17 protein-coding genes are annotated in these 22,283 nt (G+C 66.7%); 12 read left to right on the top strand and 5 right to left on the bottom strand.

The genetic code is table 11. The features are described from left to right. Position 1: 1 nt before the first annotated feature. Positions 2-1,816, bottom strand: coding sequence for a nucleoside-diphosphate sugar epimerase/dehydratase (locus NX778_RS18240; RefSeq protein ID WP_258813210.1), 1,815 nt, complete (start codon positions 1,814-1,816; stop codon positions 2-4). On the opposite strand from NX778_RS18240, the gene NX778_RS18235 reads away from it, so the two are divergent. Together NX778_RS18235 and NX778_RS18230 are read left to right on the top strand one after the other, a co-directional pair. Further along, the gene (locus tag NX778_RS18235) at positions 1,803-2,033 is read left to right on the top strand and encodes a hypothetical protein (RefSeq protein ID WP_258813209.1); all 231 of its coding nucleotides are present in this window, start codon (positions 1,803-1,805) and stop codon (positions 2,031-2,033) included. The two genes, NX778_RS18240 and NX778_RS18235, sit on opposite strands and share 14 nt — an antisense overlap. Before the next feature lie 338 nt (positions 2,034-2,371). After that, positions 2,372-3,055 (top strand): glycoside hydrolase family 19 protein, encoded by a 684-nt coding sequence (locus NX778_RS18230; protein WP_258813208.1) that lies wholly within the window; start codon positions 2,372-2,374, stop codon positions 3,053-3,055. 3 nt (positions 3,056-3,058) lie between these two features. On the opposite strand, the gene NX778_RS18225 is transcribed toward NX778_RS18230, so the two are convergent. Beyond that, the gene (locus NX778_RS18225) at positions 3,059-4,021 is read right to left on the bottom strand and encodes an N-acetylmuramoyl-L-alanine amidase-like domain-containing protein (protein WP_258813207.1); all 963 of its coding nucleotides are present in this window, start codon (positions 4,019-4,021) and stop codon (positions 3,059-3,061) included. Positions 4,022-4,238: 217 nt separating this feature from the next. On the opposite strand from NX778_RS18225, the gene NX778_RS18220 reads away from it, so the two are divergent. From NX778_RS18220 to NX778_RS18195, 6 genes are all read left to right on the top strand, one after another. Further along, a complete protein-coding gene (locus NX778_RS18220) occupies positions 4,239-7,196 on the top strand; it encodes a TonB-dependent receptor (protein WP_258813206.1) in 2,958 nt (985 codons plus the stop codon). A 268-nt stretch (positions 7,197-7,464) separates the two neighbouring features. Continuing rightward, positions 7,465-7,626 carry a hypothetical protein gene (locus NX778_RS18215; RefSeq protein WP_258813205.1) on the top strand — a complete coding sequence of 54 codons (162 nt, stop codon included), beginning with the start codon at positions 7,465-7,467 and terminating at the stop codon, positions 7,624-7,626. Between the two features lie 226 nt (positions 7,627-7,852). Further along, the gene (locus NX778_RS18210; RefSeq protein ID WP_258813204.1) at positions 7,853-8,227 is read left to right on the top strand and encodes a LiaF transmembrane domain-containing protein; all 375 of its coding nucleotides are present in this window, start codon (positions 7,853-7,855) and stop codon (positions 8,225-8,227) included. After that, positions 8,214-8,972, top strand: a complete 759-nt coding sequence (locus NX778_RS18205) for a LiaI-LiaF-like domain-containing protein (protein ID WP_258813203.1) — start codon at positions 8,214-8,216, stop codon at positions 8,970-8,972. Before NX778_RS18210 ends, NX778_RS18205 begins: the two co-directional genes overlap by 14 nt. Continuing rightward, positions 8,972-10,024, top strand: a complete 1,053-nt coding sequence (locus NX778_RS18200) for a sensor histidine kinase (RefSeq protein WP_258813202.1) — start codon at positions 8,972-8,974, stop codon at positions 10,022-10,024. The genes NX778_RS18205 and NX778_RS18200 overlap by 1 nt, the downstream gene beginning before the upstream one ends. After that, entirely contained in the window at positions 10,024-10,752 is a 729-nt protein-coding gene (locus NX778_RS18195; protein ID WP_258813201.1) for a LytR/AlgR family response regulator transcription factor, read from the top strand. The genes NX778_RS18200 and NX778_RS18195 overlap by 1 nt, the downstream gene beginning before the upstream one ends. Here the strand turns inward: NX778_RS18195 and NX778_RS18190 are convergent. From NX778_RS18190 to NX778_RS18180, 3 genes are all read right to left on the bottom strand, one after another. After that, positions 10,709-12,973 (bottom strand): ATP-dependent DNA helicase, encoded by a 2,265-nt coding sequence (locus tag NX778_RS18190; RefSeq protein ID WP_258813200.1) that lies wholly within the window; start codon positions 12,971-12,973, stop codon positions 10,709-10,711. The two genes, NX778_RS18195 and NX778_RS18190, sit on opposite strands and share 44 nt — an antisense overlap. Next, positions 12,970-14,616, bottom strand: coding sequence for a VRR-NUC domain-containing protein (locus tag NX778_RS18185; RefSeq protein ID WP_258813199.1), 1,647 nt, complete (start codon positions 14,614-14,616; stop codon positions 12,970-12,972). The genes NX778_RS18190 and NX778_RS18185 overlap by 4 nt, the downstream gene beginning before the upstream one ends. Before the next feature lie 104 nt (positions 14,617-14,720). Next, positions 14,721-15,791, bottom strand: a complete 1,071-nt coding sequence (locus NX778_RS18180) for a hypothetical protein (RefSeq protein ID WP_258813198.1) — start codon at positions 15,789-15,791, stop codon at positions 14,721-14,723. 56 nt (positions 15,792-15,847) lie between these two features. Here NX778_RS18180 and NX778_RS18175 point away from each other — a divergent pair, with 56 nt between their 5' ends. From NX778_RS18175 to NX778_RS18160, 4 genes are all read left to right on the top strand, one after another. Further along, the gene (locus tag NX778_RS18175; RefSeq protein ID WP_258813197.1) at positions 15,848-16,693 is read left to right on the top strand and encodes a M15 family metallopeptidase; all 846 of its coding nucleotides are present in this window, start codon (positions 15,848-15,850) and stop codon (positions 16,691-16,693) included. Positions 16,694-16,798: 105 nt separating this feature from the next. Then, complete coding sequence (gene tssM / locus NX778_RS18170) at positions 16,799-20,533, top strand: type VI secretion system membrane subunit TssM (protein WP_258813196.1); 3,735 nt, start codon at positions 16,799-16,801, stop codon at positions 20,531-20,533. Then, a complete protein-coding gene (tagF, locus tag NX778_RS18165; protein WP_258813195.1) occupies positions 20,533-21,495 on the top strand; it encodes a type VI secretion system-associated protein TagF in 963 nt (320 codons plus the stop codon). The genes tssM and tagF overlap by 1 nt, the downstream gene beginning before the upstream one ends. Then, positions 21,492-22,250 (top strand): OmpA family protein, encoded by a 759-nt coding sequence (locus tag NX778_RS18160; protein ID WP_370661347.1) that lies wholly within the window; start codon positions 21,492-21,494, stop codon positions 22,248-22,250. The genes tagF and NX778_RS18160 overlap by 4 nt, the downstream gene beginning before the upstream one ends. Positions 22,251-22,283: the final 33 nt, after the last annotated feature.

The following is a 22,283-nucleotide window of genomic DNA, read 5'->3' as shown; positions in this document are numbered from 1 at the left end:
TCTAGATCCGGAAGGGCACGAATTTCTTGATGAGGCTGGGCTCGGGGGGCGCCAGCATCGGCGCCGGCGCGGCGGTCGGGTGCTGCGGGGTGTAGTCGTGGACGATGGCCTTGACCATCGATTCGATCATGGCGCGCTCGTGGGTTTCGCAAGCCATCATCAGGCAAGTGATGCTGGTTTCCAGCACGCCGGGACGCAGCGCGCTTTCCTTCATGCGCATGATGCGCGGGTGCTCGCTGGGGAACACCACGCCTTCGGTCAGCAGTTCCTCGTGCAGCTTCTCGCCGGGGAACAGGCCGACGAACTTGATCTCGATGTCGCCGCCCGGGTTGTGCGGTGTTTTTTCGGTCATCCCGGACATGGCGATCATGGTGCGCGCGAGGTCCAGGATCTTGACCGGCTCGCCCATGTCGAGCACGAATACATCGCCGCCCTTGGCCATGGCGCCGGCCTGGATGACGAGCTGGGCGGCCTCGGGAATGAGCATGAAGTAGCGCGACACTTCCGGATGGGTGATGGTAAGCGGGCCGCCGCGCGCGATCTGGCGCTGGAACAAGGGAATCACCGAGCCGGACGAGCCGAGCACATTGCCGAAGCGGACCATGCAAAAGGTGGTGGCGCCGCCGCGGCCGGCGGCGGCAGCCTGGAAGATCAGCTCCGCGATGCGCTTGCTGGCACCCATGATGTTGGTCGGGCGCACCGCCTTGTCGCTGGAGATCAGCACGCAGGTGTCGACCCCTTCCCTGGCCGCCGCTTCCGCGATGACCCGCGCGCCGACCACGTTGTTGCGCAGTCCCTCGACGATATTGGCCTCGACCAGCGGCACGTGCTTGTAGGCGGCCGCGTGGTAGATGGTCTGCACCTGGCCCTCGCGCAGCACGCGCGCCGCCAGGTCGGCGTTGCAGACCGAACCGAGGTGGGCCTCGGTCGCCAGTTCGGGAAAGCGGGCCGCGAGTTCCTGGCGGATGGTGTAGAGCGCGTATTCCGAGTGGTCGAGCAGGTGCAGCCGGGCCGGCGCCAGGGTCGCGATCTGCCGGCACAGTTCGCTGCCGATGGAGCCGCCGGCGCCGGTCACCAGCACCTGCTTGCCGCGCACGCAGCGTGCGAACAGGTCCAGCCGCGGCGGCACCGGCGGCCGGCCCAGCAGGTCTTCGAACTTGAGTTCACGGATCGAGTCGCGCGCCGGCACCTTGTCGTCGGCCAGGTCGACCAGGCGGCTGAGGATTTTGGTCGACACCCCGGCCTGGCCGAGCCGCTGCATGATGTCGCGCAGCCGTTCCGGCGACACCGGCGAGATGGCGATGACCACGGTGCGGATGCCGTGCGCGCTGACCAGCTCGACGAGGCGGTCGGTATGGAACACCCGCAGGCCGGCGATGGTGCGGTCATTGAGCACGTGCTTGTCGTCGAAGAAGCAGACCGGGCGGTATTCGTCGCTGTTGCGCATCGCCTGCGCCAGTTGGGCCCCGGCCGCGCCGGCCCCGTAGATGGCCACGGCGTCCGACGCCGGCCGCCGCGGCGCCGTGTGATTGCGCAGGAAATTGCGCATGCCGATGCGCGAGGTGACGACGTAGGAGAACACGATGAACCAGTAAATGGCCAGCGCGCTGCGCGGGAACATTTCATCGTTGATGGCAAACAGCACCACATAGGCGCACAGCACGGCCACGGCCAGCGCCACCCCGGTGACCGACAACAGGCGCTGGTCGATGAAACGGATGACCGCGCGGTACAGGTCGGAAACGGACAGGGCCGCGATGGTGACCACCGCCACCAATACATAAGAGGCGGGACCGTAATGGGTGGCCAGTTTCAAATCGCCGCCGCGCAGCAGCATGGCAATAAGAAAGCAAAAGGGCAGGGCGAATAAATCAATCCCGACCATCAGCGCGATTTTGCTGGTGCGATGCAGTGAAACCATCCGGCTGCAAAATAGACTGATGACATTCGGATTTAGCATGGACATGGCCTGGGTGCTGCTCGATGAGTTTTCGCTGCGAATGGGGCGCGCGATGGATTTTGTAGTTCGTTGATTTCTAGAGAGAATCACGCTTTCGAATTAAACCTATTTTTAATCGCCATGAAAAAACAGGCGATTGAATAAGCATATTGCCGAGTAGGTTTATTATTGACCTGGCATTAAATGCTGAGTTTGACCACGCTCAACAGCCAACAGTGAATTAAATCGGAATTGGCCATTCATTAGTTTAAAGAAATGGAATTAGGAAATTGCCTCGACATATTCATTTCCTGTATTCAAAGCGAACGTGCGCAGATTCAAATCGCCCATTCACCATGCATTTGATCTGCGCAAAACCGGAGCGCCGGGCGCGCGACTAAGATCGGTCGCGTATCCCATCAGGAGCGCGCGATGACGGTCCAGGTCAGTCCCGAGCAGATTGCGCAGCTGGCGCCGCGCATGCAGCCCCGTTACCGGGCCGGATTCGCGCACGGCCAGGCCGTGCTGGACAGCTGGGGCATCAGCGCCAATCCGCGCCGCGTGGTCCAGTTCTTCGCGCAGGTGCTGCACGAATCGCTGGCGCTGACGCTGGAATATGAGAATCTCGACTACGGCGCTGCCCGCCTGGCGGCGGTGTGGCCGCTGCGGTTCCGGCCGCTGGGGCGACTGGATCCGGCATCCTATGCGCACGACCCGCGCCAGCTGGCCAATCTGGTCTATGGCAAGCGGATGGGCAATGTGGCGGCGGACGACGGCTACACCTACCGCGGCCGCGGCCTGCTGCAATTAACGGGAAAGGACAGTTATGCGCGCGCCACCCGGGCGCTGGCCACGCGCGTGGCCAAGGGACCGGACTTCGTGGCGCATCCGGACGCCGTGCTCGATCCGGCATGGTGCCTGCCGGCTGCCGCGGCCGTCTGGGAAGACATGGGCTGCAACGAGCTCGCGGACCAGGACGACCTGACCGAGCTCACGCGGCGCATCAATGGCGCCGAAAACGGGCTGGCCGACCGTGACGCCTGGTGCCGGACGGCGGCCGCCCTCTGGTGCCCGGAACTGGCCGGTGCGGCGCTGGCGCGGGGACAGCGAGGCTGAGGATCAGGCCCCGGTGCCGCTGGCCGGACGCGGCTGCGGCGCCATCGGCGGCACCACGATATTGTCGTTCAGGCGCAGGAACTTGAAGCCGGCCAGTTTCTGCCCGTTCTTGCCCTCGCGCGCATTGCGCGCCTCGCGTTCGGCCGCGCGCGCCATGAACGACTCGAAGGTCTCCTCGCGCACCTGCGGCTCGGACGAATGGAGGAAGTGGCGCTCGCCGTCCGGCCCCAGCACCACCAGGCCCACGTGCGAGGCCCAGTATTCGCCGTTCCTGGTCGAGATCACGTTGACGAAATCGCCTTCCTGCAGCTGGCTGGCGATCTCGGCCACGCGTTCCTTCGGCACATAGGACTGGCGGCTGGTCTCGACCGGGATGTCGGCCTCGGTGTGGTGGCGCGTCTTGAGGAAGTTCGCGCGGTCCACCCGCAGATCGTAGAACGCCGTGTTGGCGCCGCCCAGCTTGTCGCTGACGTCGGTGACGAGCCAGCGGTTCGCCACGTTCCAGTCCAGCTCGGTGTAGTGGTTGCGCGTGCGCACGCCGATCACGCCGTCGCGGTAGCGGATCCGCTGCAGCATCCAGAAGAATTCCTCCCACGAAGCCGACATCGCCATCGCGTAGGTGTGCTCGGCGAACACCACGCAGTCGCTGTGGTCGAGCGAGAACATCGGCAAGTCGTCGTGCACCTCGAAGGGGTACTCGCCCAGCAGGTTCAGGCGGTAGGGCTGGCCGATGTTCTTGCGTCCGATCGCCGCGATGCGGTGGCGCAGGTCCGGCTCGGCCTGTTGCTGCCAGGCGATGTAGCGCCCGGCCTCGGCCGGCGTCATCTGGTAGACCTGCTTGCCGAGGATGGCCGCGAGCGGCGCCGGCCCGGCGGGCGTGGCCGGCGCGGCGGCGGGGGAGGTGGCGGGGGAGGTGGCGCAACCGGACAGCGCGGCGGCGGCGAGCAGCAGGCAGGCAAGACGCATCGAAGACTTCCCAAGGAAAAATACCCACGTTAGCGGGCTCGCTACTTGTTAAGAAATGAAAAATTGTGACCTGCCCATAACCAAATGTTCGCCATGCCAGAGGGTTATGGCCGCAGCTCCACAAGTAATTATGCAGCAACGTTAACATTCGTCAATATACCGGCGGCGGCCAGTATTCGGTCCGGCCCCACTCTAAAAAATATCCAGGAGAAACCACATGTTCAGAAGAACGCCGCTCGCGGCCGCCGTATCGATGGCCCTGCTGAGTCTGGCTGCACTGCCGGCGATGGCCCAGACCACGCAGGAGGCGCCGGTCCAGACGATCGAGGTCACCGGCATTCGCGCCTCGATGGCCAAGTCGCTCGACACCAAGAAAAATGCGGTCGGCAACGTCGAGGTGATCACCGCCGAAGACGTCGGCAAGATGCCGGACAAGAACCTGGCCGACTCCCTGCAGCGCCTGCCTGGCCTGGCCGTCCGCACCGACTACGACGAGGCCGAAAAAGTCTCGATGCGCGGCACCAACCCGGACATGTCGCTGATCCTGTTCAACGGCCACACCGTCTCCGGCGGCGACTGGTACGTCGGCGACCAGGGTTCGAGCAGCCGCTCGACCAGCCTGTCGCTGATGCCGTCCTCGGTCCTGAACCAGGCCATCGTCTACAAGACCTCGCAGGCCAATATCGTCGACGGCGGCATGGCCGGCACCGTCAACGTCACCACCCGCAAGCCGCTGTCGGCCAAGGAGCGCGTCTCCGGCGTGATCAACGTCGGCGCCAGCTACGCCGACCTGCCGGGCAAGAAGGCGCCGGACCTGGAAGCGAGCGTCACCTGGAAGAACGAAGCCAACACCTTCGGCGTCATCGCCCAGGGCTTCGCCCAGAAGCGCTACATCCGCCGCGACACCTCGTCCAGCCTGGCCTACGGCTTCTCGAGTGGCTATGACGTCATCAACCTGAAGAACATGCCGGGCATCACCGACGCCTCGCTGGCCGGCAGCGGCTACACGGCCAAGGACCTGGACGGCGTGCGCATGCGCGGCACCATGAGTACCGAATTCGTCGAAGGCGTGCGCGACCGCAAGGGCGGCATGGTCTCGCTGCAGTTCAAGCCCAACCGCGACCTGGACGTGACGCTGACCGGCTTCTACTCCGGCATGAACGCGAATAACTACGGCCGCCTGAACGCGGGCGCGATGTACAGCATGCTGATGGGCAAGGCCGAGCTGTCCGGCGGCACCAACGTCAACACCAACGTCAACGGCCAGCAAGTCTTCGCGACCCTGAAGAACCCGGTGATCGTCAACGAGACGACCATGTACGGCGACACCATCCGCGTGCTCAAGTCGGCCGACATCATGTACCCGGCCGGCACCCCGCCGCAGTACATCGGCAACCAGGAAGGCTTCTACCGCCAGGGCGCGCGCGCCACCTCCGGCTTCCTCGACCTGGATGGCAAATACCGCGTCAACCAGGACCTGACCGTCAAGGGCCTGCTCTCGACCACCAAGGGCGTGGGCAAGACCGATGCCGACCAGGGCCTGACCTTCGCCCGCTTCGGCACCGGCGTGTCGTTCTCCCAGGGCGGCGTGGACGAGGCGCCGTACGTCAAGTACTACGGCACCGGCCCCAACACGCCGACGCTGAACGCGGACGGCAGCGGCAACAAGCTGATCGGCCGAACCATTTCGAGCATCCGCACCACCGACAAGGAAAACAGCGGCCAGCTCGACGCCGAATACAAGGTGTCGAAGGGCTGGCTCGACTCGATCGAATCCGGTGTCCGCTTCGCCGACCACCGCCGCGAAAGCGCGCGCCGTTCGCCGACCTATCACACCAGCGCGATCGACAGCGGCGTGCCGTCGGCTTACATCCCGTGGCCGGCCGACTTCGGCAAGGACCTGGGCGGCCCGGCAGGCTGGGACAACACCGGCTTCACCTTCACCCCGGACGCACTGAAGTCCTACTTTGCCGCCAACGTGAAGCCGACCACCGCCGATTTCGAGCGCCGCGTCGCCTCCGAGATCCACGTGCGCGAGCAGCAGGCAGCGGCCTACGTCATGGCCAACCTGGAAGGCGAGCGCTGGTCCGGCAACGTCGGCCTGCGCTTCGTGCAGACCCGCGAAGTGGCCGATATCCCGACCCCGGTCCCGGCCGGCAAGTGCCTGCGCACCGCGCCGGGCGACCCCTTCGTGCCATGCGCGGCCTATCCGGGCGCGATCACCAACGCGGGCGACCTGACCCCGTTCTACGATAACGTCCCCTTCAATCCGAAGGCCGGCACGATCTACTACTTCACCCACAGCGACCGCAAGTTCAAGAACTGGCTGCCGAGCCTGAACCTGAAGTACGAGCTGCAGAAGGACATGCAGATCCGCTTCGGCGCCAGCGAGACCATCGGCCGCCAGAACTACAATATGTACGGCACCGGCTTCTCCGGCGCGACTTGCGATGCGCAGGGCTGCCACGTGGTGGGCCCGAACCCGGACCTGAAGCCGCTGACCTCGAAGAACGTCGACCTGGGCTGGAACTGGTTCTTCGCGACCCGTTCGCTGGCTGCCGTGAACGTGTTCTACTCGAAGATCGACGGCTACGCCAAGACCGGCACCAGCGGCGGTTCGAGCATCGACCTGTACGACGACCAGCTGACCGGTCCGAAGTCCTACGCGATCCTGACCTCGTCGCAGCAAGGCGCGCATATCGCGGGCATCGAGCTGGCCTACGAGCAGCCGCTGTGGAACACCGGCTTCGGTTTCACCACCAACTTCAGCCGCGCCCACACCAAGGTCGATGACGGCCGCCCGATGGTCGGCGCCTCCGAGTACGCTGGCAACTTCGGCGTCTACTACGAGAACGACAAGCTGTCGGCACGCCTGGTCTGGAACTATCGCAGCGAGTACGTCAACTCCAGCACCGCACCGTCTCCGACCGCGAACAGCCAGGGCATGACCACGATCCAGGGCATCCTGATGCCTTCGGCGCCGACCATGGCCGCACCGGTGAAGACGCTCGCGTTCAACACCACCTACGCGTTCGCCAACAACCTGTCGCTCAATTTCAGCGCGACCAACCTGACCAATGTGCGCCGCGCCTACTACCGTTACAGCGAGGACGAACAAGCCAAGCTGGATGTGATCGGCCGCCAGTACTACGTCAACCTGAAGTACAAGTTCTGATCGCATCGGGACTGATAAAAAAGGGGAGCTTCGGCTTCCCTTTTTTTTCTGCGACGTAGTGCGTGCGCTGTCGCACACGCACACTGTGCGTCACCTAACGGTATGTTTTGCCCTCGTTGGCTATGATGAAGCCGTGTGAGTGAGGAGCCTGCGAAACCGGCGGGCGTTCCAAATATCTCAACAGGCGAGCCGATCCGCCTCGAGGATCGGCACCAACAAGGTGCGTCGGCGCTTCGCGCGCCGGTGTACAAACCGAAGCGGAGGTTTTATGTCTGCGACCACCCATCCACCCAAGCACCTGGTGCGCGAATACCTGGAGCGCCGCACGCGCGAGCAGAAACCGCCGCCAAGCCTGGAGGAAGTCCGCCGCCAGCTCGGATGGGACATGCTGACGCCCGCCGACCTGAAGCTTCCCGCCAACCGTTCGTAGCAGCGGCAGGCCGCCCGCCCCCGTGCTGGCCTGAATCCGCGTTTCACGCGTCCGCAGCCTGGACGCCGAAGGCCCGCCAGATGTCTTGGCGGGCCTTCCCGCATCCGCCATTGGCCGAATCCTTCGCCATTCGCCGCCCGCCAACCGCCGTTCACCGAAAACCGCTTTCGCCGCCGTTCGCGGCCCGCTATCGTGGGCAGGTATCCAAACGACAGGGGTTATTTCAATGCGCAACAGGCAAACTTATGGGTGGCGCCGGCAGATCGTGTGGGGGCTGCTGCTGGTCGCACTGGGCGTCGGCCTTTTCCTCGACCAGATCGGCATGTTCGAGATCGAAAGGCTGTGGCATTATTGGCCGCTGCTGCTGGTCGTCATCGGCATCAACCGCATGATCGGCTTCCCCAGCGCGCGCGATTTCACCAGCGGGCTGTGGACGGCCTGCGTCGGCGCCTGGCTGTTCGCGGTCTTCGATGGCAGCTTCGGCCTGACCTTCTATAACAGCTGGCCGGTCTTCATCATCATCAGCGGCGTGGCCATGGTGCTCGAACCGGTCGTCGCGCGCCGTCTTAAAAACAGGGAGAGCGAGAATGAGAAACCGTAACGCAAGCCGCAGCATGCACAGCCAGCTCGTGGTCGGCGTGCTGGTGATCGCGATGGGGGTGCTGTTCCTGCTCGATAACCTCGACATCATCGATTTCCACCGCGCGATCGCGTTCTGGCCCATGGTGTTCATCGTGGTCGGCCTGATCAAGCTGTTCGACACCAGCTCGCCCAACTACCTGATGGGCGGCGTGTTCATCGCTATCGGCGCGGTCATGATCGCCAACCGGCTCGGCTTCTTCTATGTCAGCTGGCATACCTTCTGGCCGCTGGTGCTGATCGTGGTGGGCGGCATGGTGCTGTTCCGCGCCTTTGAACGGGGACGCCGCCGCGACAGCGTCAGCTTCGACAAGGACGCGATGCCGGCCGGCGCGGCGTGGAATCCGGCCGATGCCGCGGCCGCCAAGGCCCAGGCGGGCAGCGACGACGTGGTCGACATCACCGCCATCCTCGGCGGATTCGAGCGCAGCATCACCAGCCAGAGGTTCCGTGGCGGCGACGTCACCGCCATCCTCGGCGGCGCCGCGCTCGACATGCGCGGCGCCTCGATCGAGGGCGAGGCCGTGATCGACGTCTTCGCCTTCATGGGCGGCATCACGATCAAGGTGCCCGCCGACTGGACCGTGGTCATGCACGGCACGCCCATTCTGGGCGGCTTCGAAGAGAAGACCGTGCGCCCGGCCGGCAACAAGCGCCTGATCGTGACCGGCTACGCCATCATGGGCGGCATCGAAGTGCGCAACTGATGCTCGGCCCCTTCGGCTCGCGCCAGGGCAGCCTGCTGTACCTGCTGGCCTGGCTGATGTTCGGCGCGGCGCTGGCCTGGCTGCTCGCCGCCGCGACCGGCGTCCCGCTCGCGGCGGCGCTGCTGTTCGTGCTGCCGCTCGCGCTGTTGTATGGCGTGGCGGCCGGCTTTTCCTCCTACTTCCTGTGCCGCGTGCATCCGCTGGGCCGCACCGCCGCGTGGCGCCTGTTCGCCTCCTTCGTGTTCGCGGCCTTTTGCATGTCGGCCTTGTGGACCGCCGCCGCCAGCGGCTGGAATGAGCTGCTGGGCGGCGCCGGCGTCGTTTGGAACCGTTCGCTGGGCGCCACCATATTCGGCCTCGGCCTGATCCTGTACGGAATGTGCTCGGTGGCGAACTACCTGGTGCTCGCCATCGGCCGCGCGCGCGACCTCGAAACGCGCGAGCTGCAGGCCATGGTCGCCGCGCGCGACGCCGAGCTGCGCCTGCTGCGCACCCAGGTCGATCCGCACTTCCTGTTCAACAGCCTCAATTCGGTCAGCGCGCTGACCACCATCGATCCGCGCGCCGCGCGCGAGATGACCTTGCAGCTGGCCGAATTCTTCCGCCGCACCCTGGGCCTGGAGGCGCGCGGCCGCATCACGCTGGGCGACGAGCTGGAGATGATCGGCCACTACCTGGCGATCGAGCAGGTGCGCTTCGGCGAGCGCTTGGCGTGGCAGGAAGACGTCGAAGATGCCGCGCGCGCCTGCCTGTTGCCGCCGCTGATCCTGCAGCCCTTGGTGGAGAACGCGATCAAGCACGGCGTGGCGCGCCGGCTCGAGGGCGGCAGCGTGCGCCTGTCCGCCGCTTGCGCCGGTACGCTGCTGCGCATTCGCGTCGAAAACGAACGCGGCGACGACCAGCCGGCCGGGGCCAGCGGCGGGCATGGCCTGGCCAATGTGCGCGAGCGCCTGCTGCACGCCTATGCGCACGAAGCCAGCGTCCAATCCAGCGAAGAAGAAGGCATGTTCCGGGTGGAGCTGTTGCTGCCCCTTGAAACCAGGGAGAACTGATGCGAGTCCTGATCGTCGACGATGAACACCTGGCGCGCGCCGTGCTGCGCGAATACCTGAACGATGTTCCCGACATCGAGATCGTCGGCGAATGCGCCAACGGCTTCGAGGCGGTGAAGGCGATCACCGAGCAGGCGCCGGACCTGGTCTTCCTCGATATCCAGATGCCCAAGCTGGACGGCTTCGAAGTCGCCGAACTCGCCGGCGCCAGAACCCGCTACCTGTTCGTCACCGCCTACGACCAGTTCGCGGTGCGCGCCTTCGAGGTGCATGCGGTCGACTACCTGCTCAAGCCGTTTTCGCGCGAGCGCCTGGCGCAGGCGCTGGCGCACGCGCGGGGCCTGGCCGGCAAGCCGGCTGGGATCGCGCCACTGCTGTCCGAGGCCGCGCAGCGCGGCGGTCCGCTGGAGCGCGTGCTGATCCGCGACGGCGCGCGCGTGCACGTGGTGCCGGCCGCCACCATCGATTACGCCGAGGCGCAGGATGACTACGTGCAGATCCACGCGGCAGGCAAGGCCTACCTGAAGAACCAGCCGCTGTCCGAGCTCGAAGCGCAACTCGATCCGGCCGTCTTCGTGCGCGTGCACCGCTCCTACATCGTGAACGCCGGCGCGATCCGCCGCATCGAGCAGGCCAGCAAGGACAGCCACTGCGCGGTCCTCGACGGCGACGTGCGCATCCCGATCAGCCGCAGCGGCTACCAGAAGGTACGCGACCTGATCCGCTAGCCGCTTCGATCTTCCACCAGCGCGGCAGCAGGTCGCGCACGGGGGCCTTGCCGAAGCGGTCGTCGATCAGCACCACCACGCCGCGGTCGTCCAGCGTGCGCACCACGCGGCCCGCAGCCTGCACCACTTTCTGGATGCCCGGGTACAGGTAGGTGTAGTCGTAGCCGGCGCCGAAGGTGGCCTGCATCCGTTCGCGCAGCTGCTCGTTCACCGGGTTCACCTGCGGCAGGCCGAGCGTGGCGATGAAGGCGCCGATCAGGCGCGCGCCGGGCAGGTCGATGCCTTCGCCGAACGCGCCGCCGAGCACCGCGAAGCCGATGCCGCGGCCGTCCTCGGTGAAGCGCTCGAGGAAGGCCGCGCGCTCGTCCTCGTTCATGCGGCGGCTTTGCAGCCAGGTCGGGACGTCCGGGTGGCGCTCGGCGAACAGCGTGGCGGCTTGCTCAAGGTAGTCGAAGCTGCTGAAGAAGGCGAGGTAGTTGCCGGGACGTTGTGTGTATTCCTGCGCCATCAGCTGCGCGATCGGCGCCAGCGAGGCGCTGCGGTGCTGGTAGCGCGTCGAGATGTGTCCGGCCACGCGCACCGCCAACTGGTCGGCGGAGAAGGGCGAGTCGACGTCGATCCACGCGGTGCTGTCGGGCAGGCCCAGCGCGTCGCTGTAGTAGTGCCATGGACTGAGCGTGGCCGAGAACAGCGTGGTCGAATGCGCGAGCGCGAAGCGGCTCTTGAGGAAGGGCGCCGGCACCACGTTGCGGATGCTGAGCGCGCTGTCCTTGCCTTCGCGCGTGAGGTCGCACAGCGAATGTTCGCCGAAGGTCTCGGCCAGCCGCGTGAAGTGCAGCGCGTCGAAGTAGAAGCGCTGCAGTGCCGGATCGGGCGGGGCGGGCTGCTCGGCCAGCAGGTCGGTGATCGCGCTGGTGGCCGTTTGCAGCGCGGCGAGCAGCTTGTCCGGCAGCGCGGGCAACACCTCGTAAGGCTGGGTGGCTTCCGGCCAGGCGCGCGTGACGCGGCCCAGCGCCTTCTTCGCCAGCGGCGGCGCGGCGGCGCGGGCCGCGCGCAAGGCGCCGCGGTCCAGCGCGCAGGTGTGCATCGCGCGGGCGCGGCTGACCATATTGTGCGCCTCGTCGACCAGCACCGATACCCGCCACTGGTTGGCCAGCGCCAGGCCGTACAGCATCGCGCCGGTGTCGAACCAGTAGTTGTAGTCGCCCACGATCACGTCGCTCCAGCGCGCCATTTCGCTGCCGAGGTAGTAGGGGCAGACATCGTGCGCCAGCGCCACTTCGCGCAGCGCCGCGCGGTCCAGCATCGGGTGGGCGAGGGCGGCCTGGCGTGCTGCCGGGAGCCGGTCGTAGAAGCCTTGCGCGAGCGGGCAGGACTCGCCGTGGCAGGCTTTGTCCGGATGCTCGCAGGCTTTGTCGCGCGCGGCCAGTTCCAGCACCCGCAGCGGCGTGCCGCGGCCCAGCGTGGACGCCGCATCCAGCCCGAGCTGGCGGCCCGGCGTTTTCGCGGCCAGGAACAGCACCTTGTCGATGCGCTGCTGCGGCGCCGCCTTCAGCACCGGGAACAGGCTGCCGACGGTCTTGCCGATGCCGGTCGGCGCCTGCGCCAGCAGGCAACGCGCGCCGGCGTTGGCGCGAAACACCGCTTCGGCCAGTTGGCGCTGGCCGGGGCGGAACTCCGCGTGCGGGAAGCGCAGCTGCGCGAGTGCGGCGTCGCGCGCCTCGCGGTGCGCCAGTTCCTGCTGCGCCCAGTCGATGAAGCGGCCGCACAGGTCCTCGAACAGCGTGGCCAGTTCGGCGGCGCTGCGGGTCTCGCGCAGCACGGTCTCTTCGCCGCTGCCGATCTCGTAGTAGACCAGCGCCAGGTCGACCTGATCGAGGCCGTCCCGCGCGCACAGCAGGTGGCCGTACACGCGCAGCTGGGCCCAGTGCAGGTGGCGGTGGTTGTCGGGGATGCGCGCGAACTGGCCGCGGTAGGTCTTGATCTCTTCGATCAGCCGCTGCGCCGGGTCGTAGCCGTCGGCGCGGCCGCGCACCAGCAGCGGCCCGTGTTCGCCGGACAGTGCAAGCTCGGTCTGGTATCCGGGGCTGCGCCTTGAAGTCACCACCTGGTGTCCGGCGATGCCTTCCTGCGCGGTGGGCGAGGGCGTGAAGCGCAGGTCGAGGTCGCCCTGCTTGGCCGTGAACTCGCACAGCGCGCGCACTGCGACGACGTAGCTCAAGCCGATTGTTCCCACTGCAGGTAGCACACCGCCACCGGCATCCGGTGCGTGGCGCAGTAATCGATCCAGCGCAGCTGGTTGTCCTGCAGGCGGTCGCCGGGGCCCTTCACCTCGATCATGCGGTAGCGCCGTTCGGCGGGCCAGAACTGGATCAGGTCAGGGAAGCCGCTGCGGTTGGCCTTCACATCGTGCAGGATGCGTTCGCACCAGCGCTTCAGGTGCTCGGCCGGGATGCAGTCGAGCGCGAGTTCGAGGAGCGCTTGATCGAGGTAGTCCCACAGCAGGAACGGCGACTGGATGCCGGACTTCTCGCCGAAGTGGCGCAGGATGGTGGCGCGGTAGCGGCCATCGTCCAGCTGCGCGAGGCAGGCATCGAATTGATCCGCGCGGCGCTGGTAGAAGTCGGGGCTGTGCAGGTCGGACGGCGCGCGGTGGAAAGGATGGAAGAAGGCGCCGGGGATCGCGCAGAAGATCGCGGGCCAGCACAACAGGCCGAACATGGCGTTGGCAAGCGCGTTCTCGACGTAGAAAACGGGCGCTTCATCGTGCGCGAGATGGTCGCGCACCACGCCCTCGACCCACCAGTCGCCCGCGGGCATGGGCAGGCATAGGTCGATGCGCTCGGCCGGTTGCGGGCGGCGTGCTTTTGATCCCGGCAGGCCGAGCTTGCGCGCAAGGCGCGGGGCGATGCGCAGCAGGTGCTGGCGTTCGGCGTCGCTTTCCGGCGCGGCCTCGGCCTGCAGCAGCAAGGCGTGTGCCTCGGCGTAGCGCGCGGCCTTTTCCAGCACGCGGATGGCGCGCGCGCGGGCGCCAGTGAAGGCGCAGTCGCGATAGGCGTCGTGGGCGCGGGCGTAGTCTTTTTGTTTTTCGTAGTGCTGGCCGATCTGGTACAGCAGCTTCTCGCGGCGGCTGGCCAGCCATTCGTTGTCGGGCGCCCGCGGCGGCAGGTCGGGCAGCACGGCGTCGGGCGACTCGCCGCCGTCGAAGCGCTCCTTGCAGGCGTGGATCTGCAGATAAAGCTCGATGTCGCGCCGGCTGCGGAAACCGCGCGAGGCGCGCGAGAATTCGACCTGCTCGAAACGGTAGATGCCCAGGTCGGACAGCACGAACTCGGTCCAGTCCTGGTGCAGGTTGCCGAAGAAGATCAGGCGCAGGCGGTCGCACAGCGGCTTGACCAGGATGCGCAGCGCGGTGTCCGGGCAGTCGCGGTACCAGTTGGAGAAGCGGCGGCTGTCGTCGAATTCGGGGCGCAGCGATGCCAGCTGCTCGGCCTTCTTTGCACCATTTTGGTGCATCTTTAACTGGAAGATCAGGGCGATCTCGGGCTTGACGACGAGATCGAACAGCTCGTCGATATTCATCACCGGATCCAGCTCGACCCAGCCGGTCGGCGCCAGCGCGCGCGCCGCTTCGAGCGGGCAGCCGATCTCAGCGTAGCTCAGCTTGCTTGCGCGGAACAGCTCGCCCTTGCGCATCACCATCCGGACGAACAGCGCGCGCGCGGGCCGCGGCAGGGCGGGGAAGGCGGCGATGAAGGCGCGCTCCTCATCGATCAGCAGGTCCTCGTAGCGCTGCGCTATCCAGTCCAGCACGCGCTGGAAATTGTCCAGATAGTAAAACTCGTTTTCCAGAACCTTGATCATTATCGAAACGCCGCACTGTGCTTTTGTACAGTATAGCGTTTCGGGCGCGGCTTACCCAGCAGTTTCAGTCTGGACGGACCGCAGGACGCGGTCGGGCGGGCGCTTTACTGCTTGGGCGTTGCTTTGGCGGCACACCCGGCCTCCGCGCAGGCCGGGTGGGTCGACGCGTGCTGGATCACGGCGGAAATCAGCGCGACGTCGCTGTCGGTTTGCCGGTCGTGCGTTTGCGCATCATGCGGCTGCGCGGCGGTTCGCTTCGCCTTGCCGGCGTTGCGGGCCGGCTTGCGTGGCTTGTTGCGGGCGCTGGCCCGGGTTCTGGCGGCGCTGCGCGCCTTGGCGGAGGCAGGGCTGCGCGGCGTGTCGGCGCCCGCTTGTGTGGCCGGCTGTTGCTGGTTGACGCTGGGTGCGGCGGAAGCGGGATCCGGCGCGGCCTGTCCGCTTGCCGCCGGGGCTTGCGATGTGGCGTCGTCCTTTAGCGCCGGCGCCGGCGCCGGCGGTGGCGTTGCGGGCAGCTTGTGCTCGTCCAGTGGCATGGCTTGCGCGATCGCGGCGTCCGGCTTGGGCGGCGTGGCGGTCGTCTCGTCCTGCACGACGGCGCCGCTGGTGGGCTGCGCCGGCGGCACGGCGCCGAGCAGGCCAGGTGTCGCCAGCACGATCGGCGGCAAATGCTGTTGAGCATCCTGCTTGCGGGAGGATGGATGCTGCTCGTCGACGATTGCGGCATGTTGGGTGGCGACATTGGTCCGGTGTGCAGGGGGAGCGGCCGAGGGTAGCGTAGCCAAGTTGGCTGAGTCGGGTCCGGCCGGCGATGCCGGCGCGGCTTGCGCAGCCGGCGCAGTGGGCGCGTGCGACATGGCCGGCGCTTCGTCGGCGAGACCGCTGTCGCCGGCGGTGCTGGCCGCAGGCGGACGATCGGTATCGGCGGCAGCCAGCACCGCCTCCACCTGCTGCACCTTGGGGCTTTCCCGCGCCAGCCACACTAGCAGGCTGACCAGGAACACGGCAAGCACGCTGCCGGACACGTACCAACCGAAGCGCGACTGGGCCTGCATCCCGCGCGTTCGCACGGTGTCGCGCTCCAGCATTTCGAGGATGTTGTCCTCGTTGCCGCCACGGCGTGGCGAAGAGATCAGGTTTGGCCGCGTGGAATGTTGATTTTCGTCTGTAGGGCGCACGGTGGTACTCCTAAGATGATTGCTTCTAGCTGATTAGAAACAATCCAGGGAATGCCATGCTGATCTTTATCGCACTTCTTTATTTTTGTGTGGTGTGCGGCGTCATCGGCTTGTTCGTGTTCCCATCCGCGCGTGCAGGAGTGCGCCAAGGAATGTTTTCCATGGGGCAGCGAGTCGGCCGCCGCATGGCCGGCTGGGACCGTTTTTCCTTCACGCCCGCATGGCACTGGCGGCTCACCCTGCATGCGTCGTACAGGGCGGCGCGCAAGACGGTCCGGCGCCACTGGGTAGTCTTTGCGATCGGTATCCCCGTCGTGGCGATCCCGTCCTTGCTCGCGCTGGCCCTGCGCAGCCCGACAATGCTGCCGGCATACGATGGCGTGGAGCCATTGCCCGACGCCCAGGTCACGGCCTTGCTCAATGGTGAACGCCTGGTGCCCCCGGTGGCCTTGCCGCCGCTCGCGTTCAGCACGCCGGAACTGCAGCTGGTTCGCCCGATGCTCGCCGACGCCAGCCGCAACTGGGGCATGCTGCGGCCCGAATTCAGCCAGCGCCTCCTGCTCGCATTCAAGATCATGAAGGAAAAATATGGCTATGAAATGACCCTGCTGGAAGGCTACCGCAGCCCCGCGCGCCAAGACATGCTCGCGCGCGCCGGCAATCAGGTCACCAACGCCCGCGCCTGGCAAAGCTGGCATCAATATGGACTCGCCGCCGACTGCGCGTTCTGGCGCGACGGCAAAATCGTGATCTCGGAAAAAGACCCCTGGGCCATGCGCGGCTACCAGCTCTATGGCGAGCTCGCCGAATCGCTCGGCCTGACCTGGGGCGGGCGCTGGACGATGATGGATTTCGGCCACACCGAGCTGCGCGAGCGTGGCGTCATCCGCCCACCCGCCTGAGCGAATATCCCCTCGGAAAGCTTGTTACGAGTCAAATTCGGTGCAGGGGATTGGTGCGACGATTGCCTGCGAGACCTTTCCTCCAACCTCAGACGCACTCCCGCTATGTCCCGACTCTGGCAGTTCCTGACAGACAGCCGCGTGCTTGTCGTGATTGGCTTGGCCGCGTTCGTCGGCTTCCTGTTCCTCACCGCGGACACCTTCGAAATCGCGCTGATCTGGGCCTTGATCGCGGCGCTTGCGGCGCTGGCCGCCTGGGGCGTGTTCTGGCTCGTCCGCCGCCAATGGCGCAAGCGGGTTGCCGCGCGCCTGGGCGCCAGCCTGGTCCCGGCATCCAGCGAAGCGGGACCGGGCAAGAGCGAGGTGGCGGTACTGCGCAAGGGCCTGGTCGACGCGATCAACACCATCAAGACCTCCAAGCTTGGGCTGACGCGTGGCGCCGCAGCCCTGTACGAGCTGCCCTGGTACATGATCATCGGGAACCCGTCGGCCGGCAAAAGCAGCGCCATTGCCCACTCCGGCCTCACCTTTCCCATCCCCGGCAGCAAAGCGGTGCAGGGCGTCGGCGGCACCCGCAACTGCGACTGGTTCTTCACCACGGACGGCATCCTGCTCGACACCGCCGGCCGCTACTCGGTGGTGGAAGAAGACCGCACCGAGTGGTTCGGTTTCCTCGACCTGCTGCGCAAATACCGCCGCCGCGCGCCGATCAACGGCATCATCATCGCGGTCAGCGTGGCCGAACTGGCGACCGGGCCGGCCTTCGCATCGATGGAGCTTGCACGCAGCCTGCGCACGCGCGTACAGGAACTGACCGAGCGGCTCGGCGTGTATGCACCTGTGTACCTTGTCTTCACCAAGGCCGACCTGGTCGCCGGCTTCGCCGACTTCTTCCTCGGCAGCGAGCGCGCCGAGCGCGATCGCATCTGGGGCGCGACGCTGCGCTACAACCGCCGCAGCACGCCGCAGGATGTGCTGGCCTTCTTCGACCAGCATTTCGATGAGCTGCACCAGGGCCTGCAGGAGATGAGCGTCGCGACCATGGCCGGCAATCGCAGCGCCCACATGCGGCCCGGCGTGTTCACCTTCCCGGTGGAGTTCGCATCGATCAAGAGCCCGCTGCGCGCCTTTCTGGCCACGCTGTTCGAGGAGAATACCTACCAGTTCAAGCCCGTCTTCCGCGGCTTCTATTTCACCAGCGCGCTGCAGGAAGGCGCGGTCCAGGACCTGGCGTCGAAACGGGTGGCCGGCCGCTTCGGGCTCGACCTCGCATCGCAGGCGCATCCCGAACCGCAAGACGAAGAGCAGTCCGGCTACTTCCTGCTCGACCTGTTCCGCCGCGTGATCTTCGCCGACCGCGACCTCGTCAAGCGCTACGCCAGCCCGGCCACGACGCGCCTGAAGTACGCGCTGTTCCTGTGCGCGGCGCTGCTGCTGGGCGGTTCGCTGGGCGGCTGGACCTGGTCCTGGTTCGGCAACGCGCAACTGGTCGCGGACGCCCAGGCGGACCTCGACAAGGCCGTGCGCCTGCAGGACAAGCGCATCGACCTGCAATCGCGGCTGGAAGCGCTCGATGTCCTGCAAGACCGCATCACGCAGCTTGAAAAATACCGGAAGGAGCGCCCGCTCGCGCTGTCCTTCGGCCTGTACCAGGGCGATGCGATCGACCGCAAGCTGCGCGACGAATTCTTCGGCGGTATGCGCGAGGTGATGGTGCAGCCGGTGACCGCCGCGATCGAACAGATGCTCGCCGACGTCAACGCCAGTGCGTCCCAGCTCGACGCCAACGGCGCCGCCGCGCAGGCGCCGGCCCGGGCCGGTGAGCTCTACCAGGACGTCTCGCCCACTAACGTCACCGACGCCTACAACGCGCTCAAGACTTACCTGATGTTGAGCGACAAATCGCATGCCGAACCGGCCCACCTGAACGACCAGCTGACGCGCTACTGGCGCCGCTGGCTCGAAGCCAATCGGGGCGCCATGCCGCATGACCAGATGATCCGCAGCGCCGAACGGCTGATGACCTTTTATGCGGCGCAGGCGCAGGACCAGGCCTGGCCGCAGATCCAGCCCAAGCTCTCCCTGCTCGACAGCGCGCGCGAAAACCTGCGCCACGTGGTCCGCGGAACGCCGGCGCGCGAGCGCGTCTACGCCGAAATCAAGGCGCGCGCCTCGACCCGCTTCTCGCTCGTGACGGTGGCGCGCATCGTCGGCGAGCAGGACCAGAACCTCGTCGCGGGCAGCTACGCGGTTAGCGGCGCGTTCAGCCGCGAGGCGTGGGAGAAGTTCGTGCAGGGCGCGATCCGCGATGCCGCCAACAAGGACCTGCAGACTGCCGACTGGGTGTTGCGGACCACCACGCACGACGACCTGACGCTGGAGGGCAGCCCCGAGCAGATCCAGAAGACGCTGGTCGAAATGTACAAGAGCGAGTACGCGAAGGAGTGGGGCAAGTTCGTGCAGGGCGTGACGATCGCGGACCTGAACGGCTTCGACTCGGCGGTGCAGGCGATGAACCGCCTCGGCGATCCGCAGGCCTCGCCGATCGCGAAGCTGCTCAAGACGATTTACGAGCAGACGTCATGGGACAACCCGGGCGCGACGCGTGAGCCGGGCAAGACCGAGCGCGGGCTGCTTGCCTGGCTCAAGGAAGTGATCCTGCGCCGCGCGCCGAGCGATGCCCGCACCCTGGCCGCCACGGTCGATCCCCTGCATCCATCCGCAGGCGCGCCTGTCATGGGGCCAGTCGGGCGCGAATTCTCCGGCGTCGCGCGGCTGGTCGGCCTCACGCAAAAGGACGCGTCGCTGATGACCGGCTATCTCGATGCGCTGTCGCGCCTGCGCACGCGGCTGAACACCTTGCGCAACCAGGGCGATCCCGGTCCCGGCGCCAAACAGCTGATGCAGCAGACCCTCGACGGCAGCGGCTCCGAACTGGCCGACGCGCTCAAGTACGTCGACGAGCAGATGCTGACCGGGATGAGCGACGGCCAGAAGCAGGCGCTGCGCCCGCTGCTGGTGCGCCCGCTGATGCAGACCTTCGCGATGATCGTGATGCCATCCGAGGCCGAGATCAACAAGACCTGGCAGGTACAGGTGCTGGAGCCGTTCCGCAAGACGCTCGCCGACAAATATCCGTTCACGGCTGCCTCCCACGTGGAAGCCTCGACCAGCGAGATCGCGCAGTTCTTCGGGCCGGACGGCGTCGTCGCCAAATTCGTCAATACCTCGATGGGGCCGCTGGTCACGCGGCGCGGCGATTTGATCGAGGCGCGCACCTGGGCCGAACTCGGGTTGACCTTGTCGCCGCAGATCGTCAGTGGCTTCCCGAACTGGGTGGCGCCGCTGTCGGCGAATGGCGTCGCGCAGGCCAGCGGCGTGCCGCAACAGGTGTTCCAGGTGCAGCCGCTGCCGGCGCCGGGCACGCAGGAATACACGATCGAGATCGATGGCCAGCAGCTGCGCTACCGGAATACGCCGTCGGCGTGGACCACGATGGTTCATCCCGGCCCGCAAGGCGTGACCGGCGCGAAGATCAGCGCAGTGACCTTCGATGGCCGCTCGGTTGAACTGTTCAACCAGCCCGGCGAGTTTGGCCTCAAGCGCATGGTCGATTCGGCCGCGCGCAAGAACAAGCCGGGCGGCGTGTTCGAGTTGAGCTGGTCCGCCAACAATGTCGCGGTCACGATCGACCTGCGCATCACCAGCAGCGCCGCGGTCGATGGCAATGGGGACAGCAATGGACAGGGCCGTGGGTTCAAGGGCCTGCGCCTTCCGGACACCATCGTCGGCCGTGCCACGCAAGCGTCCGCCGTCGCCAGCCTCGCCGGAGCCAACTGATGCGCGCCCCCGTGACCGACCGGATCGGCTACTTCGGCAAGATCCCCGCGCGCAGCGACTTCGTGAAGGTCGCGCACCACGTGCCGATCATGACCATGCTCGACGAATGGCTGGCCCACGTGATGAGCCGCCTGCCGTCCAGCCCGCGCTGGAAGCTCGACTACGACGCGATGGCGCCGGTCAGCTTTGCCTTTGCCGGGCCGGCGCGTCGCCACGCCGTCGCCGGTCATTTGGTCGCGAGCCACGACCAGTCCGGCCGGCGCTTCCCCTTCCTCATGATGCGCACGCTCGACGTCGCGGACCCGGCGCAGTTCGTGTCGCGCAGCCCGCTCGCCTTTTCGCCGTTGTGGACCTACTTCGAGACGATGGCGCCGCGCATCGTAAGCTCCAGCGATCCCGGGCCGCACTTGCAATCGTTGGCCGACGCCAGCATCACGCTCGGCGAGGCCGACGCAGCGCTTGACGGCTTCCTCGCCGACGGCACCGTCGCGGCGCTCTCCGAACTGCTCGGCTGCCCGAGCGAGCGCCTGATCCTGGCGCTTGGCCTGCTGCTGCAGCCGGTCATGCACAGCAAGCCATCCGCTGTCCATAAGAGCCTCGTGCTCCCGCTGCCGGCTGCGGCAGCGCGGCGTTGCGCGGTTGCGGCGTTCTGGCTAGAGCTGGTGACACCTTTTTTGAGGCGAGGGGCATTCGACCTGGCCCTGTTCCTGACGCGCCAGGAAGGACAGCCGGTGCTGGTGATCGGCTTCTGCAGCGCCGCCGCCGAGACCCTGCGCGCCATCATCGACCCGCTGGCCGCGCGCGACCAGCAGGTCGGTTTCGCCGATACCAGCTGGGTGGACGAACAGCTTGGGCTCGACGTGGATGTGCGCGCGCTGGCCAGCTATCTTGACCAGCCGGAGCTCCCGCTTGCCATGGCGCGCGACCTGTTCCTCAAAACCTTCATCGGAGCCGCACCGTGAAGCCTCTCCTGTTCATCGCGGCGCTCGGTTTTGCCTGCGCCGCCGTCGCTGCACCCGACCCGACCGCGCCGATCCTCGTCACCGGCACCGTGCCGGACGAAAGCACCAAAGCCGGCCTGCTGGCCCGGCTGCGCGAGGTGTATGGGCAGCAGAGGGTGGTCGACCAGCTGTCGGTGGGCAGCGTGGCGACGCCGGCCAACTGGGGCGATTACGTGCAGCGTCTCATCGGGCCCAATCTCAAGCTGGTGTCCGGCGGCCAGCTCAAGGTCGACGGCAACAATGTCAGCCTGCGCGGCGAAGTCGCCAGCGAGGCGCAGCGGCAGCAGATCGCGAGCGACATCGCGGCCAACCTGAACCCGACCTACGTCGTCAACAACGGCCTGCGCGTAGCGGCGACGCAGCAGGGCGTGCTCGATGCGGCGCTGGCCAACCGCATCATCGAATTCGAGTCGGGCAAGGCGACGTTGACGGAGTCCGGGAGGTCGATCCTTGACCAGATGGCGGTGGCGCTGCAGAAGCTCAAGGGCGTGCGTGTCGAGGTGATCGGGCATACGGACAACGCGGGCTCCCGCGCGGGCAACCTGTCGCTCAGCCAGGCGCGCGCGGATGCGGTCAAGGACTATGTCGTTCGGCGCGGGATTCAGGCCGATCTGATCTCGGTGTCGGGCGAGGGGCCGGACCGGCCGGTGGCCGATAACCGTACGCCGGAGGGCAGGGCGCGCAATCGGCGGATCGAGTTCAGGGTGATCCAGTAGCCGTCGTGCTGCGTGCAAAATGGGGTTCCCGCT

This window comes from Massilia terrae (assembly GCF_024753145.1).
GTDB lineage: Bacteria > Pseudomonadota > Gammaproteobacteria > Burkholderiales > Burkholderiaceae_D > Telluria > Telluria terrae.
Note: the sequence above shows the minus strand (reverse complement) of the source record. Positions and strands in the feature narration are given on the sequence as shown.

Bases quoted from the DNA above. Each gene is read 5' to 3' on its own strand.
- NX778_RS18175 (WP_258813197.1), top strand. From the start codon at position 15,848: ATGCTGATCTTTATCGCACTTCTTTATTTTTGTGTGGTGTGCGGCGTC.
- NX778_RS18230 (WP_258813208.1), top strand. From the start codon at position 2,372: ATGACGGTCCAGGTCAGTCCCGAGCAGATTGCGCAGCTGGCGCCGCGC.
- tssM (WP_258813196.1), top strand. From the start codon at position 16,799: ATGTCCCGACTCTGGCAGTTCCTGACAGACAGCCGCGTGCTTGTCGTG.
- NX778_RS18225 (WP_258813207.1), bottom strand. From the start codon at position 4,021: ATGCGTCTTGCCTGCCTGCTGCTCGCCGCCGCCGCGCTGTCCGGTTGC.
- NX778_RS18220 (WP_258813206.1), top strand. From the start codon at position 4,239: ATGTTCAGAAGAACGCCGCTCGCGGCCGCCGTATCGATGGCCCTGCTG.
- NX778_RS18195 (WP_258813201.1), top strand. From the start codon at position 10,024: ATGCGAGTCCTGATCGTCGACGATGAACACCTGGCGCGCGCCGTGCTG.
- NX778_RS18215 (WP_258813205.1), top strand. From the start codon at position 7,465: ATGTCTGCGACCACCCATCCACCCAAGCACCTGGTGCGCGAATACCTG.
- NX778_RS18205 (WP_258813203.1), top strand. From the start codon at position 8,214: ATGAGAAACCGTAACGCAAGCCGCAGCATGCACAGCCAGCTCGTGGTC.
- tagF (WP_258813195.1), top strand. From the start codon at position 20,533: ATGCGCGCCCCCGTGACCGACCGGATCGGCTACTTCGGCAAGATCCCC.
- NX778_RS18200 (WP_258813202.1), top strand. From the start codon at position 8,972: ATGCTCGGCCCCTTCGGCTCGCGCCAGGGCAGCCTGCTGTACCTGCTG.
- NX778_RS18210 (WP_258813204.1), top strand. From the start codon at position 7,853: ATGCGCAACAGGCAAACTTATGGGTGGCGCCGGCAGATCGTGTGGGGG.
- NX778_RS18185 (WP_258813199.1), bottom strand. From the start codon at position 14,616: ATGATCAAGGTTCTGGAAAACGAGTTTTACTATCTGGACAATTTCCAG.